This window comes from Blattabacterium sp. (Blatta orientalis) str. Tarazona, from assembly GCF_000334405.1.
GTDB lineage: Bacteria > Bacteroidota > Bacteroidia > Flavobacteriales > Blattabacteriaceae > Blattabacterium.
On record NC_020195.1, the window covers coordinates 174,794 to 193,714 of the forward strand.

Here is an 18,921-nt window from a genome sequence, read left to right on the forward strand (position 1 = left end):
TTGGAAGGATAAAGACCTTTTTTTTTGTAATTTTTATTCATTATGTCAAAAATATTTAGAGAGTATAAAAAACTAGACCTTAAAAAGATTTCTGCAGAAATATATCAATACTGGAAAAAAAACAATATTTCTCAAAAAAGTTTTCAATCTAGAAATATTTCTGAGAAGAAAATATCTACCTATATTCTTTATGAAGGACCACCTTCTTTAAATGGAAGTCCAGGACTACACCATATGGTAGCCAGAACTATAAAAGATATTTTTTGTAGATATCATACTATTAAAGGAAAAAAAGTGATTAGAAAAGCAGGATGGGATACTCATGGGTTACCTATTGAGCTGAATGTTGAGAAAAAAATGGGAATTACTAAAAATGATGTAGGGAAAAATATCAGTATAGAAGAATATAATAAACTTTGTAAAAGTTTCGTGAACGAATCGATGAAAGAATGGATTAATTTTACGAATAGAATAGGATACTGGTTAGACATGAGGGATCCATTCATTACATATAATCCAAAATATATAGAAAGTGTCTGGTGGTTAATCAAAACATTCTATCAAAAAAAGATTCTTTATAAAGATTATACAATTCAACCATATTCCCCTGCTGCAGGAACTGGATTAAGCCATCATGAGTTAAACATGCCAGGAACCTATAAGGAGGTAAAACAAATAGCTCCTACTTTAAAATTTAAAGCAAAAAAAGAAACCTTACCAAAAGAAATTCGTAATTTCTTAGGAGACATTTATTTTCTATCTTGGACTACTACTCCTTGGACTCTTCCATCTAATACTGCATTAGCTATCGGGTCGAATATAGATTATCTCTTAGTGAAAATTTATAATCCTTATACTTTTTTAAAAGAAAACATTATTTTTTCTGAAAGGTTAATTCATAAAGTCTTATCTCCAAAAAAATTTTATCCCGTTTCAAATAGTAGTGAATTTGATCATATAAAAATCAAAAAAAATAGATTTCCTTATTTTATTGAATATAAATTTAAAGGAAGTAAATTAATTCAAAGTAGATATGAACAATTACTTCCTTGGTTTAAACCTCATCAAGAAGAAGAAAAAGCCTTTCGAGTTATAGAAGGTGATTATGTAAATGCAATAGAAGGGACAGGGATAGTTCATGTATCTCCTACATTTGGAATAGAGGATTTAAAAATAGCTAGAGAACATAATATTCCATCTCTGTTAGTCTTAAATCAGGAAAAAAAACTAGTTCCTTTAGTAGATATGAGAGGAAGGTTTTTAAAAAATTTTCCTCATGGATTTGGTGGAAAATATGTCAAGAAGGATTTTGATTCAAAAAAAAATAAAAAACAAGTTTCTGTAGATCAAGAAATAGTTTCTTTTCTTGAGAAAGAAAAGAAACTATTTCAAGTAGAAATGTATGCACATTTTTATCCACATTGTTGGAGAACAGAAAAACCTATACTTTATTATCCTTTAGATTCATGGTTTATAAATACTACTCAAATAAAAAATAAGATGATTCTTTTAAATAAAAGAGTCAATTGGTATCCGAAATTTATAGGAAAAAAACGTTTCGAATCTTGGCTAGAAAATGTAAAAAACTGGAATTTATCACGTTCTAGATATTGGGGCACACCATTACCCATTTGGAGAACAAAAAACGGAAATGAAGAAATAGTCATAGGATCTATTAAAGAATTATTTATGGAAATTCAAAAATCTATTGAACATGGATTTATGCATAACATCCCATGGAAGAATTTTACTCCAGGTGATATGAAAGATGAAAATTACGAAAAAATAGATTTACACAAACATTTTTTGGATAAGGTGATATTAGTTTCTAGTCAAGGAGAACCAATGAATAGAGAACCTGACTTAATAGATGTATGGTTTGATTCTGGAGCTATGCCATATGCTCAATTTCATTATCCATTTGAGAATAAAGATTTTATAGATAAGAATTTTTTTTTCCCCGCAGATTTTATTGCAGAAGGGATAGATCAAACAAGAGGATGGTTTTTTACATTACATGTTATTAGTTCTATTTTATTTAATTCTAAAGCATATAAAAATGTTATATCTACTGGGTTAGTTTTGGATGAAAAAGGACATAAAATGTCTAAAAGCAAAGGGAATGCTATAAATCCATTCAATTTGATAGAAGATTATGGACCGGATGCTATCCGTTGGTATATTGTATTTAATTCTGAACCTTGGGATAATTTAAAATTTAACATAAAAGAAATTCATACAGGAATCAATAAATTTTTTGGAACCCTTTACAATATTTATTCTTTCTTTGTTCTCTATGCTAATATAGATGGATTTTACTATAAAGAAGAAGATTGTTATTCAGAAAACAACACAGAATTAGATTTTTGGATTCTTTCTGAATTGAATACAATGATTAAGATAGTGGATGAACATTACTCAAATTATAATCCTACTAAAGCCGCTCGTTTTATTTTCTATTTTGTATTAGATAAGTTAAGTAATTGGTATGTCAGGTTATGTAGAAGAAGATTTTGGAAAGAAAAATATACGAAAAGTAAAATATCTGCGTATCAAATTCTTTATAAATGTCTGATTACAGTCGCTAAATTAATTTCTCCTATTACTCCATTTTTTTCAGAGAGATTATATATGGATTTAAACTCAGTTACAAAAAAAGAAACTTTTGAAAGTATTCATTTAGCTGATTTTCCAGTTTATAATTCAAATTTTATAAATAAAGAATTGGAAGAAAGAATGGCACTTGTTCAGAAAATTACTGCTATGGTTTTTTCTGTTAGAAAAAAGAATGGGATAAAAATTCGTCAACCTTTACAAAAATTACTTGTTTTGGTTCATGATTCTAAAATCCGTTTCGGATTACAAAAAATATCTGAGATTCTTAAACAAGAAATTAATGTCAAGGAAATTGAATATCCGGATTCTTATAAATCTTTAGAATTAAAAAAGCGTATTCAACCAAATTATAGATCTTTAGGTCCTAGATTTGGAAATAGAACTCAAAAAATTTCTGAAATCATCAAAAGATTCACTCAGAAGGAGATTCAAGAAATAGAAATTAAAAAGAAATATGTTTTTTTTCTTCAAGGAGAAAAGGTTGTACTTTTTTTAAAAGATGTTAAAATAACCACTGAAATTATTAAAAATTGGTCTATTCTATTTGATAATGAATTGACAATCGCTTTAGATCTTCGCGTGACTAATTCTCTTTGGGAAGAAGGGGTTATAAGAGGATTGGTTAGGGATATACAGAAATTGAGAAAAAAGTGTAACTATGAGGTTTTAGAAAAGATATTAATCTATATAAATGCCATTCAAAAAATAAAATCTCTCATACAGAAACACAAAGATTATATTTGTCAAGAAACTCTAGCTGTAGATCTTTTGTTAGAAGAAGATATAGAAAAAAAAGGGATAATGGTTAATTTTGAAGAAAATTCCATATATATACTGATTCGAAAAGTCGAAAATATATAAAAATGAAAATAAAACAAAGATATTCGATGGAAGAGAGGAATGAGTTTCGGAAACTGATACTTGAAAAACTAGAAAAAGCCAAAAAAGATTTGTTAATCCTTAAAGAATCCTTTGCTAATGATCAAAATAATGGAACAGATGATACTTATCCTACATTTAAAGCTTTTGAAGAAGGATCAGAAACGCTTAGTAAAGAACAAAATGCTCAAATCATAGAACACTTACAAAAATTTATACGAAGTTTGAATACAGCTTTAATTAGAGTTGAAAACAAAGATTATGGAATTTGTCGCATAACAAAAAAATTGATTCCTAAAGCACGTTTAATGGCCGTTCCACATACTACTTTAAGTATTGAAGGAAAAAGAAAGTTGAAGAAAAAAAAAGTAAATTTTTAATTTTTTGAAAAAAATTTTTCTAAGTATTTCCTCTATTTTATTAACAGATCAAATTTTAAAAATTTATGTAAAAACTCATTTTGAATTAGGGAGTGGAGTGTCTATTTTTCCATTTTTTTGGATTTTTTTTGTAGAAAACCCTGGAATGGCCTATGGGATTTATCTCGCTCCTGGATATTTAGGAAAAATTATTTTAAGTATTTTTCGTATCATTTTAGTTTTTTTTCTGTCTATTTTTCTTTATAAAAAGAATAAAAAAAAATCTTCTAATTATTTGATAATTCCTACCACTTTTATTTTATCGGGAGCTATAGGAAATTTTTTAGATAGCGCCTTATATGGATTGTTATTTGATACAGGAACTATTTATGATAGAGGATCTCATAAGTGGATTTCTTATGCAGGGATATCTAAAATAAATCTTTATTTATCAAATAATGGATATGCAAATTTCATGGAAGGATGCGTAGTAGACATGTTTTATTTTCCTATAATAGATACTTATATTCCTGCTTGGATTCCATTTTTTGGAGGATCTCATTTTCATTTTTTTAAACCAGTTTTCAATTTTTCAGATTTTATAATATTTCTCGGAGTTATTTTATTGTTTATTTTCAAAAATAAAATCAAACATGTAAAAATTTTTTGAGACTCATTATTTTTTTGAGAATTATAAAAATCTCTATAGATTTGTACCTACCTGATTTCCTTAGTGAATAATTATTTAATTCTATGATAAAATAAAAACAGCCGGTGTAGCTCAGATGGCAAGAGCACGTGATTTGTAATCTCGGGGTCGTGGGTTCGAATCCCTCCACCGGCTTTATTTTGGGGAGATACTCAAGTTTGGTTAACGAGGACAGACTGTAAATCTGTTGGCTTTGCCTTCGCAGGTTCGAATCCTGCTCTCCCCATATTAGGCGGAAGTAGCTCAGTTGGTAGAGCGTCAGCCTTCCAAGTTGAATGTCGCGGGTTCGAATCCCGTCTTCCGCTCTACTTAATTATGAATGAAGGCCAATGTAGCTCAGGGGTAGAGCACTTCCTTGGTAAGGAAGAGGTCACGGGTTCAAATCCCGCCGTTGGCTTTTTCTTGAATAAAAATTATTAAAAATTTTAGAAATTATCATGGCAAAAGAAAAATTTAAACGTGACAAGCCACATTTAAATATAGGTACAACTGGTCACGTAGATCATGGAAAAACAACTTTAACAGCTGCCATTACAAAAGTATTATCAGAAATAGGATTGGCAGAGGAGAAAAGCTTTGATGCAATCGATAATGCTCCAGAGGAAAAAGCTAGAGGAATAACTATTAATACTTCTCATGTAGAATATGAAACAGTGAAGAGGCATTATGCCCATGTAGATTGTCCAGGACATGCGGATTATATTAAAAATATGATTACTGGAGCAGCTCAAATGGATGGAGCTATTTTAGTGGTTGCCGCTACAGACGGACCTATGCCTCAAACTAGAGAGCATATTTTATTAGCACGTCAAGTTGGAGTTCCCAAAATAGTTGTTTTTATGAATAAAGTAGATCAAGTAAATGATCCAGAATTATTAGAATTAGTAGAAATGGAAATCCGAGAGTTACTTTCTAAATATGAATATGATGGAGATAATATTCCTATGATTAAAGGATCTGCCTTAGGGGCTTTAAATGGAGAAAAGAAATGGGTAGAAAAGATACAAGAATTGATGAATGTATTAGATGAGTATATTCCAGAACCAGTTCGAGAAATGGATAAAGAATTTCTAATGCCTGTAGAAGATGTGTTTACCATTACAGGGAGAGGAACAGTAGCCACTGGTCGTATCGAAAGTGGAATCATTAATACAGGAGATTTAGTTGATATTATTGGAATGGGAGAAGAAAAATTATCGTCTACCGTAACAGGAGTAGAAATGTTTCGTAAAATTTTGGATAAAGGTCAAGCTGGAGATAATGTAGGACTTTTATTGCGTGGAATAGAAAAAAAAGATATCCGACGTGGAATGGTTATTGGAAAACCAGGATCTATAAAACCTCATAAGAAATTTAAAGCGGAAGTATATATTCTTACAAAAGAGGAAGGAGGTAGACATACTCCTTTTCATGATAAATATCGTCCACAATTTTATTTGAGAACAACAGATGTTACGGGAGAAATTCATCTGTCTGATGGAATAGAAATGGTTATGCCTGGAGATAATATTTCTATGGAAGTTGATTTACATCAACCGGTAGCTTTAAGTGAAAATTTGCGTTTTGCTATTCGTGAAGGAGGAAAGACTGTTGGAGCAGGACAAGTTACTAAGATTATGGATTAATTATATACATACGGATGTAGCTCAGTTGGTAGAGCATCGGTCTCCAAAACCGAATGTCGTAAGTTCGATTCTTACCATCCGTGCGAAAATCGTAGATAGAGCATGAAAAAAAAATTTTTTTTGGAAATTTACGATGAATTTGTTTATTGCATCACCTGGCCAAGGTGGGTTGATTTACAAATTACTACGATAATAGTGTCGTTTTTTTCTATATTTTTATCTCTGTTTCTATATGGAGTGGATGGTTTTTTTATTTTTTTTATTAAAAAATTATTTTCCTTAAAATAAAACATAAAAGTTAAGTATCGATGAGTGATTTTGAAAGAAAATGGTATGTTTTAAAAACCATTAGTGGTCAAGAAAGTAAGGTAAAATCCTATATTGAGAATGAAATTAGAGATAATGGATTTCAAGAATATATAGGAAAGGTTTTAGTCCCCATTGAAAAAGTTATCCAAATGAGAAAAGGGAAAAAAATTCATAGGGAAAAAGTGCACTTTCCAGGATATGTTATGATAGAAGTCCATCTTGAGGGAGAGGCTGTCCATGCCATCAAAAATGTTCCTGGTGTGATAAATTTTTTAAGTGAAGGAAAAGGAGGTTCTGCTATTCCTATGAGAAAAGAAGAGGTTAATAAAATGTTAGGAAAGATAGATCAATTATCCGAAAGTTATGAAAATTTTTGCATTCCTTTTGTAGTTGGAGAAACTATAAAAGTAATAGATGGCCCTTTTAGCGGTTTTAATGGAACTATTGAAAAAATTAATGAAGAAAAAAGAAAACTGGAATTAGCAGTTTTGATTTTTGGGAGAAAAACCCCCTTGGAATTGAATTTTACACAAATAGAGAAAATTTAGAACAGAATAATGATTAGTCAAAAAAAAATAGTCAAAAAAATAAAAATACAAAAAATCAATGGAGGAAATGCAAACCCATCACCTCCTATTGGTCCTATTTTAGGAAGTTCAGGAGTGAATATTATGGAATTTTGTAAACAATATAATTCTAGGACTCAAAAATGGAAGGGAGAGATATGTCCAGTGATTATTACTATATATGAAGATAAATCTTTTTCTTTTCTAATTAAAAAACCTCCTGTATCTATTCAGTTAATGAATCTGATAAAAGCAGAAAAAGGATCCAGAGAACCAAATCGTTCTAAAATTGGAAAAGTTAGTTTGGATCAAATTAGAATGATTGCGAAAAATAAAATGGAAGATATGAATTGTTCTTCCATAGATTCTGCTATATCTATGATTTCTGGAACTGCACGTTCTATGGGAATAGAAGTCGATAAATAAATACTCATGTCAAAGAAGTTAACTAAAAATAGAAAAAAAATTCTGGAAAAAATTAATAAGAATAAGAAATATTCTTTAGAGGAAGCATCTATTCTTCTTAAAGAAATATCTTTTGTTAAATTTGACGCTTCAGTGGATATTTCTGTTCATCTGAATATAGATACACGTATTCCAAATCAAATGGTACGAGGAACTGTTCGATTACCACATGGAACAGGAAGAAACGTTTGTGTTTTAGCTCTAGTTCCAAAAGATAAAGAATTGGAAGCTAAAGAAGCTGGGGCAGATTATGTAGGATTGGATTATCTAGAAAAAATTAAATCTGGATGGCTGGATATTGACGTTATTGTAGCTATGCCATCTGTTATGGATCAATTGAGTTCTGTAGGAAAAATATTAGGACCCAGGGGTCTAATGCCAAATCCTCAAGTGGATACAGTTTCTATGAATCCAGGAAATTCTATTAAGGAAATTAAATCTGGAAAAATTTCGTTTAAAACGGATCGTTATGGAATTATTCATGCTTCTATCGGAAGGATCTCTTTTAATTCTCAATATATATCAAATAATGTAAAAGCCCTCATGAATAAAATTACTCGGAGTAAACCTTCTTCTTCTAAAGGATCTTATATAAAAAGTATTTATTTATCGACTTCTATGAGTAGTAGTGTTTTAGTAGAATTTAAAAGTTTTATAAACAAATGAAGAAAGAAAAAAAAAGAACAGAATTATCAAAATTAATTTCTATATTATCGGATAATGATACAATATATTTAATTGATGTATCCGATTTAAATTCTAATCAAATTTCTATTCTAAGAAAGAATTTTTATGAATATAATATTCAAATGAGAGTAGTCAAAAATACTTTATTGAAAAAAGCTTTAGAAAATATTAAAAATAAAAAATTAGATTCTTTTTTTTCTATTTTAAATGGAAATACTTCTGTTTTAGCTTGCAATTCAGATTTAGGGAATATTCCATCAAAAATTATAAGAAATTTTCATGTTTCCGAAAAAATAGAAAAACCTTATTTAAAAGGAGCATATATAGAAGAATCTTTTTATTTTGGAAATAAAGATTTAGATGTATTAATTAATATTAAATCCAAAAAAGATCTCATAATAGATATTTTAAAAATGCTTCAATCCACTATTGAACAGGTTATTTTATCCATAAAAAATGGAGAAAATCAGATTTTTAGAATTCTAAAGACGTTATCTATATCTAAAAATAAACGTGTTTTCTAACAATTAAAAAAAATAATAAAATGATAAAAAAGCTAGCGGAACAATTGGTTAATTTAACTGTTCAACAAGTTAATGAATTATCTAATCTCTTAAAAAATGAGTATGGGATTGAACCATCTGATACTTTAGTGGTTGATTCTTCAAAAAAGAAGGAAATATCTTCCGAAAAAGAAGAAAAAAATATTTTTAACTTAATCTTAAAATCATCAGGAAATTCTAAATTATCTGTGGTGAAATTAGTTAAAGAAATCACTGGAAAAGGACTCAAAGAGTCTAAGGAATTAGTAGATAATGTTCCAAACGTTATTAAAGAATCTATTGATAAAAAAGAAGCAGAAGAATTAAAAAAGAAACTAGAAGAAATAGGAGCTGATGTTGAACTGAAATGATAAATCAAGATTTATTTTTTTGTTTTTAAGTTAAAATTACTGTTAGATTTGGTGAACACAGAAAATGTCTCAGAAAGAATAACTTTTGCCTCAGTGGCAAAACAAGTAGAGTATCCTGATTTTTTTGGATATTCAAATAAAATCATTTAAAGAATTTTTTCAATTAGATACAAAACCAGAAAATCGAAAAAATGAAGGTCTATTTAAAGCTTTTACAGAGAATTTTCCTATTTCTGATGCGAGAAATTCCTTCGTTTTAGAATTCAAAGGGTACTCTATCGATACCCCCAGATATTCTATAGAAGAATGCATTGAAAGGGGATTAACTTATAATGTTCCTTTAAAAGCAAAATTAAAGTTATATTGTACAGACCCAGAACATGAGGATTTTGAGACTGTATATCAAGATGTCTATTTAGGGACTTATCCGTATATGACTCCTTCTGGTTCTTTTATATTCAATGGAGCAGAACGTGTGATAGTTTCTCAATTGCATCGTTCTCCTGGAGTATTTTTTGGACAATCTCATCATGCTAATGGAACGAAGTTATATTCCGCAAGAATAATTCCTTTTAAAGGATCTTGGATTGAATTTGCTACGGATATCAACAATGTTATGTATGCCTATATAGACAGAAAGAAAAAATTACCCATGACCACTTTACTTCGTGCTATTGGATATGAAAGAGATAAAGATATATTAGAAATATTTGATTTAGCAGAAGAAGTAAAAATAACAGAAATAGAAGACAAAAAATCTATTTTATCAAGAGCTTTGGCCGCTAGAATATTGAATATTTGGCATGAAGATTTTGTAGATGAAGATACTGGTGAGGTGATTTCTGTAGAGAAAAATGAAGTTTTGATAGATAGAGATGTCACCATAACACAAGAGCATATTGATTTGATGATCCAACATGAGATAAAAACAATTTTATTACATAAAAAGGAAGGAAAGAAGAAAGATTATTCTATCATTTATAACACTCTGCAAAAAGATCCCACTAATTCTGAAAAAGAAGCTGTAGAGTATATATATAGACAGCTTAGAAATACAGAACCTCCAGATGAAGAAACGGCTAGAGGAGTTATAGATAAGTCTTTTTTTTCTGATACTAGATACAGTTTAGGACCTGTGGGGAGATATCGTTTGAATAAACGTCTTGGATTAAATATTGATCCGGATTATCTAGTTTTAACTAAAGAAGATATTATTGCTATAGTTGAACATTTGAATGCTTTGTTCAATTCTAAAAGAGAAGTGGATGATATAGATCATCTATCTAATAGACGTGTAAGAACTGTAGGAGAACAGCTTTATGCCCAATTTAGTATTGGTTTGGCCAGAATGGCTAGAACAATAAGAGAACGGATGAATGTTCGTGATAATGAAGTTTTTATGCCGGTAGATCTTATTAATGCAAAAACTTTATCTTCTGTTATAAATACTTTTTTTGGAACTAATCAATTATCCCAATTTATGGATCAGACAAATCCATTATCTGAACTTACTCATAAGAGAAGATTGTCTGCTTTAGGTCCTGGAGGGTTATCCAGAGAAAGGGCTGGATTTGAGGTTAGAGACGTAAATTATTCTCATTATGGAAGACTTTGCCCCATTGAAACTCCAGAAGGTCCAAACATTGGCTTAATTTCTTCTCTTTCTGTTTTTGCAAAGATTAATGATATGGGGTTTGTAGAAACTCCTTATCAAGCTATTCATGATGGAAAAGTAGATTTAAAATCTAAGGTTAAATATTTAAGTGCAGAAGAAGAAGAAGGAAAAATCATAGCACAAGCTAATGCTATAGATCAATATGGAAATTTTGTTTCTGATAGAATAATAGCTCGTGAAGATGGAGATTTTCCTATAGTCACTCCAAAAAAAGTGGATTATATAGATGTAGCTCCTAATCAAATCGCTTCTATATCTGCTTCCTTAATTCCTTTTTTGGAACATGATGATGCGAATAGAGCTCTCATGGGTTCTAATATGATGCGTCAAGCTGTTCCCTTATTAAAACCTGAAGCCCCAATTGTAGGAACTGGATTAGAAAAACAGGTAGCCAGAGACTCTCGTATTTTAATTAATGCAGAAAGCAATGGATTAGTGGAATATCTTGATGCAAGAAAAATAATTATACGTTATGAAAAAACGGAAAAAGAAGCTTTGGTCAGTTTTGAACCTAAAGTGAAAACTTATGATTTGATTAAATTTAGAAAAACTAATCAAAATACATGTATTACTTTAAAACCTATTGTTAAAAAGGGAATGAAAGTAGTAAAAGGACAGATTTTATGTGAAGGATATGCTACTGAAAATGGAGAATTAGCTTTAGGAAGAAATTTAAGAGCTGCTTTTATTCCATGTAATGGATATAATTTTGAAGATGCCGTTTTAATTTCAGAAAAAGTAGTAAGTGAAGATTGGTTTACTTCTATACATATAGATGAGTATTCTCTAGATGTACGTGATACAAAATTAGGAATGGAAGAATTAACAAATGATATTCCAAATGTTAGTGAAGAAGCTACTAAAGATTTAGATGAAAATGGAATTATACGAGTAGGTGCGGAAGTAAGACCTGGTGATATTTTGATTGGAAAAATCACCCCTAAAGGAGAATCTGATCCTACTCCAGAAGAAAAATTATTGAGAGCTATTTTTGGAGATAAGGCTGGAAATGTAAAAGATGCTTCTTTAAGAGCAGAACCTTCTTTATTTGGTGTGGTAATAGATACGAAATTATTCACTCGTAGTATAAAAGATAAAAAATCTAGAGTTCAGGATAAAATACAGTTAGAGCGCATAGAAAAAGAATATGATAAAAAATTCTCTGATTTAAAAAATCAATTATTACAAAAATTGCATACCGTTTTACATGGAAAAATTTCTAAGAAAATTATTATTAATGAAAAAAAACAGGAAATTATAGAAGAAGGAACTAAATTCACTGCGAAATTACTTAATAAAATATCTGATTATATAGACCTCCCGGAGGGAGGTTGGACTTTTGATGTAGAAACTAATAATCTTGTATCGGAAATACTACATAATTATCAAATTTCTGTTAATGATTTAAATAGTATGTTGAAACACAAAAAATTTTCTATTACTGTTGGAGATGAATTGCCTTCTGGGATTATTAAAATGGCTAAAGTTTATATTGCAAAGAAAAGAAAATTGAAAGTTGGAGATAAAATGGCTGGTAGACATGGAAATAAAGGAGTAGTGGCTCGTATTCTTCGTGAGGAAGATATGCCGTTTTTAGAAGACGGTAGTCCTGTAGATATAGTTTTAAATCCATTAGGAGTTCCCTCTAGAATGAATATTGGACAAATATATGAGACTGTATTAGGTTGGGCTGGTTACAAGTTAAATATTAAATTTTCAACTCCTATATTTGATGGAGCTACTATAGAGAAAATATCTGAATTTACAGATAAAGCTAATATTCCTCGTTTCGGAACTACTTATTTGTTTGATGGGGGGACAGGAGATAGATTTGATCAACCAGCAACAGTAGGGGTAATATACATGTTAAAGCTAGGTCATATGGTTGATGATAAAATGCATGCTCGTTCTATAGGTCCATATTCTCTGATCACCCAACAGCCTTTAGGAGGAAAGGCTCAGTTTGGAGGACAGCGTTTTGGAGAAATGGAAGTTTGGGCTTTAGAAGCTTTTGGAGCTTCTAATATTTTGCGTGAAATATTAACTGTTAAATCTGATGATGTAACAGGAAGAGCTAAAACTTATGAAGCTATAGTAAAAGGGGATCCCATGCCTGAACCCAATAATCCAGAATCTTTTAATGTTTTGTGTTATGAATTAAAAGGACTTGGACTGGATATTAATTTAGAAGAATGAAAGTTTTCAGTTTCTTATATTTTATGAAAAAATGAATAGAAAAAGAAATAAAAAATTTAATAAAATTACTATTCGATTAGCATCTCCAGAAGTTATATTGAAAGAATCTCATGGAGAGGTTTTAAAACCGGAAACCATCAATTATAGAACTCATAAACCAGAAAGAGATGGTCTTTTTTGTGAGCGGATTTTCGGTCCAGTTAAGGATTATGAGTGTGCTTGTGGAAAATATAAACGAATCCGTTACAAAGGAATTGTTTGTGATAGATGTGGAGTAGAAGTCACAGAGAAAAAGGTAAGAAGAGAACGCATGGGGCATATTAATTTGGTAGTCCCCGTGGTTCATATTTGGTGTTTTCGTTCTTCCCCCAATAAAATTGGATATTTATTAGGATTGCCATCTAAAAAGCTTGAGATGATTATTTATTATGAAAGATATGTGGTAATTCAGGGAGGGGAGTCTACTCGTTCAGATGGTTCATTTTTTCAAAAAGGAGATTTTCTTACAGAGGAAGAGTATTTATATGTTTTAAATAAACTTCCAAAAGGAAATTTTTATTTAGAAGATACGGATCCTAAGAAATTTATAGCTAAGATGGGAGCTGAGTGTATAGAAGATCTTTTGACTCGTTTAGATTTAGATAGATTATCTCTTGATTTGAGAAATCAAGCTCATAATGAAACTTCTAAACAAAGACGTATTGAAGCTTTAAAACGTTTACAAGTAGTAGAATCTTTTAGAGAGGGAAAAAAGAATGGGGGAAATGTTTCTTGGATGATTATTCATATTTTAGCTGTTATTCCTCCTGAATTACGTCCTCTTGTTCCTCTAGATGGAGGTCGTTATGCGGCTTCTGATATGACGGATTTATATCGTCGTGTTCTTATAAGAAATAATCGTTTAAAAAGGCTTATAGAAATTAAGGCTCCTGAAGTTATTTTACGAAATGAGAAAAGGATGCTTCAGGAAGCTGTAGATTCTCTTTTTGACAATTCCAGAAAAGTATCCGCAGTGAAATCTGAGGCGAATCGTCCTTTAAAATCCTTATCTGATTCTTTAAAAGGAAAACAAGGTCGTTTCAGACAAAATCTTCTTGGAAAGAGAGTAGATTATTCTGCTCGTTCAGTTATTGTAGTAGGACCACATTTAAAATTACATGAGTGTGGACTTCCTAAAGATATGGCCGCTGAACTTTATAAACCTTTTGTTATACGAAAGTTAATTGAAAGAGGGATTGTAAAAACTGTAAAATCTGCTAAAAGAATTATAGACAAAAGAGATCCAATGATTTGGGATATTTTAGAGAATGCATTAAAAGGACATCCTGTTTTGTTGAATAGAGCACCAACTTTACATAGATTAGGAATTCAAGCTTTTCAGCCAAAATTGATAGAGGGAAAAGCGATTCAATTACATCCTTTAGTTTGTGCTGCTTTTAACGCAGATTTTGATGGAGATCAAATGGCCGTACATCTTCCTTTATCTTCTGGAGCTATTTTAGAAGCTCAACTTCTTATGTTAGCTTCTCAGAATATTTTAAATCCTGCTAATGGTTCTCCTATTACTGTTCCATCTCAAGATATGGTATTAGGTTTATATTACATGACTAAACCATTAGTTTCTTCTTCTAGGAAAGTAAAAGGAGAAGGACTTATTTTTTATTCTCCAGAAGAGGTAGAAATAGCATATAATCAAAATGTGGTGGAATTACATGCTTTAATAAAAGTGAAAGTTAGTGTTCGAAAGAAAGAAACTTTATTTGATCAATTGATAGAAACTACTGTAGGCAGAGTTTTATTTAATCAAGTGGTTCCTAAAAAAGTAGGATTCATTAATGAATCCCTTACAAAAAAATCTTTAAGGGAAATTATTGGAAAGATCTTGCATTTAACAGATGTTCCTACTACTGCAAAATTCTTAGATGACATCAAAGAATTAGGATTTTATAATGCTTTCAAAGGAGGTCTTTCTTTTGGATTAGGAGATATTATCATTCCAAGTGATAAAAAAAACATGGTAAATTATGCTATAAAACAAGTAGACAATGTGAAAATGAATTATAATATGGGGTTAATAACAAATAACGAACGTTATAACCAAGTTATTGATATATGGACAAATACAAATGCTATGTTAACAGAAAAAGTAATGAAGCATATGCGTGAAGATAGGCATGGTTTTAATTCCGTATATATGATGTTAGATTCTGGAGCAAGAGGATCTAAGGAACAAATTCGTCAGCTTTCTGGAATGCGCGGATTAATGGCTAAACCTCAAAAAGCAGGATCTTCTGGTGGAGAAATCATTGAGAATCCTATTTTGTCTAATTTTAGAGAAGGACTTTCTATTTTAGAGTATTTTATATCTACTCATGGAGCTCGTAAGGGATTGGCTGATACCGCATTGAAAACTGCAGATGCCGGATATTTGACAAGACGTCTAGTAGATGCGGCTCAAGATGTAATTATAAAAATGGAAGATTGTAACACGTTACGTGGTTTAGAAATATCAGCATTGAAAAAAAACGAAGAAGTAGTTGAAACTTTATTTGATAGAATTTTGGGGCGTATATCTTTAAATGATCTTTTTCATCCAAAAAACAATGAATTAATAGTTCATTCTGGAGAAATGATTGATGAAAGAATTGCAGATTTAATTGAAAAATCTGGAATAGAGTTCGTGGAAGTACGTTCTCCTCTTACTTGTGAAGCTAAAATGGGCATTTGTTCTAAATGTTATGGACGGAATCTTTCTACAGGAAAGATAGTTAAAAAAGGAGAAGCTGTAGGAGTTATTGCCGCACAATCCATTGGAGAACCGGGAACTCAATTAACTTTACGTACTTTTCATGTTGGAGGAACAGCTGGGAATATCACAGAATCTTCACAGATACGAGCAAAATATGATGGAATTATAGAATTTGAGGATTTAAAAATTGTTCAAACTAAAAATGATTATGGAGAAAAAGTTGGAGTTGTTGTATCTCGTTCTACAGAAATGAAACTATTTAATAAGAATAAGTCATCCATTTTAATGAATAATAATATTCCTTATGGAGCTACTTTATATGTTAAACATGGGGATGAGTTAAAAGAAGGAGATATAATTTGCCAGTGGGATCTGTATAATGCTGTTATTGTGGCAGAGTATACTGGAAAAATTTCTTATCAACATTTAGAACAGGGGGTGACCTTTCAAGTGGAAATAGATGAGCAAACTGGATTTCAAGAAAAAGTTATTACAGAAGTAAGAAATAAAAATTTAATACCTACATTAAAAATTTTGGATGAAAATAATGAAGAATTGAAGGTTTACAATTTACCAGTAGGCGCTCATCTAATGGTAAAAGATCAAGAGAAAATAAAAGTAGGAAAAATTTTGGTTAAAGTTCCCAGGAAGTCCGCTAAGTCTGGAGATATTACAGGAGGGTTACCTCGTTTATCTGAATTGTTTGAAGCTCGTAATCCTTCTAATCCTGCTGTAGTATCAGAAATGGATGGAATAGTCAGTCATGGAAAAATAAAAAGAGGAAATAGAGAAATTATAGTAGAATCTAAAACAGGGGAAATTAGAAAGTATTTAGTAAAACTTTCTAATCAACTTCTAGTTCAAGAGAATGATTATGTAAAAGCAGGAATGCCTTTATCCGATGGAGCAGTTACTCCGAATGATATTTTAAATATAAGGGGCCCAAGAGCTGTTCAAGAATATTTGGTGAAAGAAATACAAGAAGTATATCGTTTGCAAGGTGTTAAAATTAACGATAAGCATTTTGAAGTGATTGTTTTGCAAATGATGCGTAAAGTAGAAGTGATTGAAGTAGGAGATACTAAATTTTTAGAAGGAAATATTGAATATAAGGACGATTTTATAGAAGAAAATGATAGAATTTTTCAGATGAAAGTAGTTGAAAATCATGGAGATTCTCAAAATTTTAAATCTGGAGATTTGATTAGTTATAGAGATTTTCGGAATGAAAATGCTGTTTTAAAATATAAGAATAAGAAACTGATGAAAACTAGAAATGCTATACCAGCTACTGCAAGACCTATATTACAAGGGATAACCAAAGCAGCTTTGCAGACTAAATCTTTTATATCTGCAGCTTCTTTTCAAGAAACAACTAAAGTTTTAAGTGAAGCAGCTATAAGTAGTAAGACTGATCATTTGTATGGATTAAAGGAAAATGTAATTGTAGGACATAAAATACCTGCAGGAACTGGATTAAGAGAATATGAAAATCAGGATATAGAAATTTTGTAATTACTTTTTATTTATTTTTTTCCATTGATCTTTAAGAGAAGCGGTTTTATGAAAGATTAGTTCTTCTTTATTATTATTTAGATCAATATTTGCATAGAAATATCCAATTCTTTGGAATTGAAAGCAATCTCCACTTTTAGCTTTTTGTAAGATAGGTTCTGCATAGGCTACAATCTTTTCTATAGATTTTGAATTTATGTGTTCTTTAAAATTTTCTTTATCTGGATTTTTTATTGAAAAAAGTGGATAATATAAATATATCTTTATGGGAATAGAATGTTTTATAGAAACCCAGTGTAAGGTAGTTTTTACTCTTTTTTTATCTTCATTTTTTACAATTTTTCCAGATTGACTTGTTGGGTCATAAGTACAATGTATTTCTTTTATTTTTCCATTAGAATCTTTTACAACAAAATTTGCTTTAATGATATAAGCATTTTTAAGTCTGACTTCATGTCCAATTGAAAGTCTAAAAAATTTTTTTACTTTTTTTTCTAGAAAATCATTTTCCTCAATATATAAAAATTTTGAAAAAGGAATTTTTCTACATCCAAATTTCTTATTTTCTGGATTATTATCTGCTTCTAGCCATTCAGTAGAATTTATAGAATAATTATCAATGACTAATCTTATTGGTTTTAATACCACCATTACTCTAGGAGCAATTTTGTTCAAATGTTCTCTAATTCTAAATTCTAAAAGAGAGGTGTCAATAAGATTTTTTCTTTTTGTTATTCCTATTTTTTGAATAAAATTTTTTATAGCTAAAGATGTGTACCCCCTACGACGCAATCCAGATATTGTTAAAATCCGGGGATCATCCCATGATGAAATCACATTTTTTTCAATCAAGTATTGTATTTTTCTTTTACTAGTTATGGTATGACTCATATTTAGTCTTGAAAATTCTATTTGTTTTGGCCTTATTTTATTGCTTTCACAAATTTGATCTAGATACCAATTATATAATGGACGTCTATTTTCAAATTCCAAAGAACATAAAGAATGAGATATTTGTTCAATATAATCACATTGACCATGGGTCCAATCATAAGTAGGATAAATACACCATTCGTTTTTAGTACGAGGATGTCTTTTTTTCAAAATTCTATACATAATTGGATCTCGCATGTTCATATTTGAAGATTTCATGTCTATCCTAGCTCTTAGGACACATGATTCTTCTTCAAAAAATCCATTCTTCATTTTTTCGAATAAATACAAATTTTCATTTACAGATCTATTACGATATAGACTGTTTATCCCCCCTTCAAAAGGAGTTTTTCTTTGACTTTGTATGATTTCTTTAGATTGGTCGTCTACATAAGCTTTATTCTTTTTAATAAGTTCTACGGCCCATTCATAAAGCTTTTGAAAATAATCCGAAGCATAGCATTCTTTATTCCATTCAAATCCCAAAAATCTGATATCTTCTTTGATAGATTCTATGAATTTTTTTTCTTCTCCAATAGGATTTGTATCATCGAATCTTAAATTGACAGGTGCTTTATACTTTCTTCCTAATTCAAAATTCAGATATATAGCTTTAACATGTCCAATGTGAAGAACCCCATTTGGCTCTGGAGGAAATCGAAATCTAATTTTTTCAATAGGTAAACCTCTTTTTAAATCTTCTTCTATAATTTTTTCGATAAAGT

Annotated in this window: 12 protein-coding genes, 5 tRNA genes and 1 pseudogene; 17 read left to right on the top strand and 1 reads right to left on the bottom strand. The window is 30.2% G+C overall.

Annotation, left to right across the window (positions count from 1 at the left end; genetic code table 11):
* The first annotated feature begins 42 nt into the window (after nt 1-42).
* From ileS to rpoC, 17 genes and pseudogenes are all read left to right on the top strand, one after another.
* Nucleotides 43-3,477, top strand: coding sequence for an isoleucine--tRNA ligase (gene ileS, locus BLBBOR_RS00840; RefSeq protein ID WP_015370562.1), 3,435 nt, complete (start codon nt 43-45; stop codon nt 3,475-3,477).
* Nucleotides 3,478-3,479: 2 nt separating this feature from the next.
* Nucleotides 3,480-3,875 (top strand): TraR/DksA C4-type zinc finger protein, encoded by a 396-nt coding sequence (locus BLBBOR_RS00845; RefSeq protein ID WP_015370563.1) that lies wholly within the window; start codon nt 3,480-3,482, stop codon nt 3,873-3,875.
* Between the two features lie 4 nt (nt 3,876-3,879).
* The gene (locus BLBBOR_RS00850; protein WP_015370564.1) at nt 3,880-4,524 is read left to right on the top strand and encodes a lipoprotein signal peptidase; all 645 of its coding nucleotides are present in this window, start codon (nt 3,880-3,882) and stop codon (nt 4,522-4,524) included.
* A 100-nt stretch (nt 4,525-4,624) separates the two neighbouring features.
* Nucleotides 4,625-4,698: transfer RNA gene (locus tag BLBBOR_RS00855), tRNA-Thr, on the top strand.
* A gap of 7 nt (nt 4,699-4,705) precedes the next feature.
* Nucleotides 4,706-4,789: transfer RNA gene (locus BLBBOR_RS00860), tRNA-Tyr, on the top strand.
* A gap of 6 nt (nt 4,790-4,795) precedes the next feature.
* Nucleotides 4,796-4,868, top strand: a tRNA-Gly gene (locus BLBBOR_RS00865).
* 20 nt (nt 4,869-4,888) lie between these two features.
* Nucleotides 4,889-4,960, top strand: a tRNA-Thr gene (locus BLBBOR_RS00870).
* Between the two features lie 40 nt (nt 4,961-5,000).
* Nucleotides 5,001-6,188: an elongation factor Tu gene (tuf, locus tag BLBBOR_RS00875; protein ID WP_015370565.1), complete on the top strand. Its 1,188-nt coding sequence runs from the start codon at nt 5,001-5,003 to the stop codon at nt 6,186-6,188.
* A 10-nt stretch (nt 6,189-6,198) separates the two neighbouring features.
* Nucleotides 6,199-6,271 (top strand) — tRNA-Trp (locus BLBBOR_RS00880).
* Nucleotides 6,272-6,290: 19 nt separating this feature from the next.
* Nucleotides 6,291-6,476 (top strand): preprotein translocase subunit SecE, encoded by a 186-nt coding sequence (locus tag BLBBOR_RS00885; protein ID WP_015370566.1) that lies wholly within the window; start codon nt 6,291-6,293, stop codon nt 6,474-6,476.
* Between the two features lie 20 nt (nt 6,477-6,496).
* Entirely contained in the window at nt 6,497-7,045 is a 549-nt protein-coding gene (gene nusG / locus BLBBOR_RS00890; RefSeq protein WP_015370567.1) for a transcription termination/antitermination protein NusG, read from the top strand.
* Nucleotides 7,046-7,054: 9 nt separating this feature from the next.
* Nucleotides 7,055-7,489: a 50S ribosomal protein L11 gene (gene rplK / locus BLBBOR_RS00895; protein ID WP_015370568.1), complete on the top strand. Its 435-nt coding sequence runs from the start codon at nt 7,055-7,057 to the stop codon at nt 7,487-7,489.
* 6 nt (nt 7,490-7,495) lie between these two features.
* On the top strand, nt 7,496-8,194 hold the full coding sequence (gene rplA, locus BLBBOR_RS00900) for a 50S ribosomal protein L1 (protein ID WP_015370569.1): 699 nt from the start codon (nt 7,496-7,498) through the stop codon (nt 8,192-8,194).
* Nucleotides 8,191-8,739, top strand: a complete 549-nt coding sequence (rplJ, locus tag BLBBOR_RS00905) for a 50S ribosomal protein L10 (RefSeq protein WP_015370570.1) — start codon at nt 8,191-8,193, stop codon at nt 8,737-8,739. Before rplA ends, rplJ begins: the two co-directional genes overlap by 4 nt.
* A gap of 20 nt (nt 8,740-8,759) precedes the next feature.
* Nucleotides 8,760-9,128: a 50S ribosomal protein L7/L12 gene (rplL, locus tag BLBBOR_RS00910; RefSeq protein WP_015370571.1), complete on the top strand. Its 369-nt coding sequence runs from the start codon at nt 8,760-8,762 to the stop codon at nt 9,126-9,128.
* Between the two features lie 48 nt (nt 9,129-9,176).
* Nucleotides 9,177-12,999: pseudogene (rpoB, locus tag BLBBOR_RS00915) on the top strand (DNA-directed RNA polymerase subunit beta).
* A gap of 31 nt (nt 13,000-13,030) precedes the next feature.
* On the top strand, nt 13,031-17,263 hold the full coding sequence (gene rpoC, locus BLBBOR_RS00920) for a DNA-directed RNA polymerase subunit beta' (RefSeq protein ID WP_015370573.1): 4,233 nt from the start codon (nt 13,031-13,033) through the stop codon (nt 17,261-17,263).
* Here rpoC and glnS read toward each other — a convergent pair whose 3' ends face one another.
* The gene (gene glnS / locus BLBBOR_RS00925; RefSeq protein ID WP_045118214.1) at nt 17,264-18,916 is read right to left on the bottom strand and encodes a glutamine--tRNA ligase; all 1,653 of its coding nucleotides are present in this window, start codon (nt 18,914-18,916) and stop codon (nt 17,264-17,266) included.
* Nucleotides 18,917-18,921: the final 5 nt, after the last annotated feature.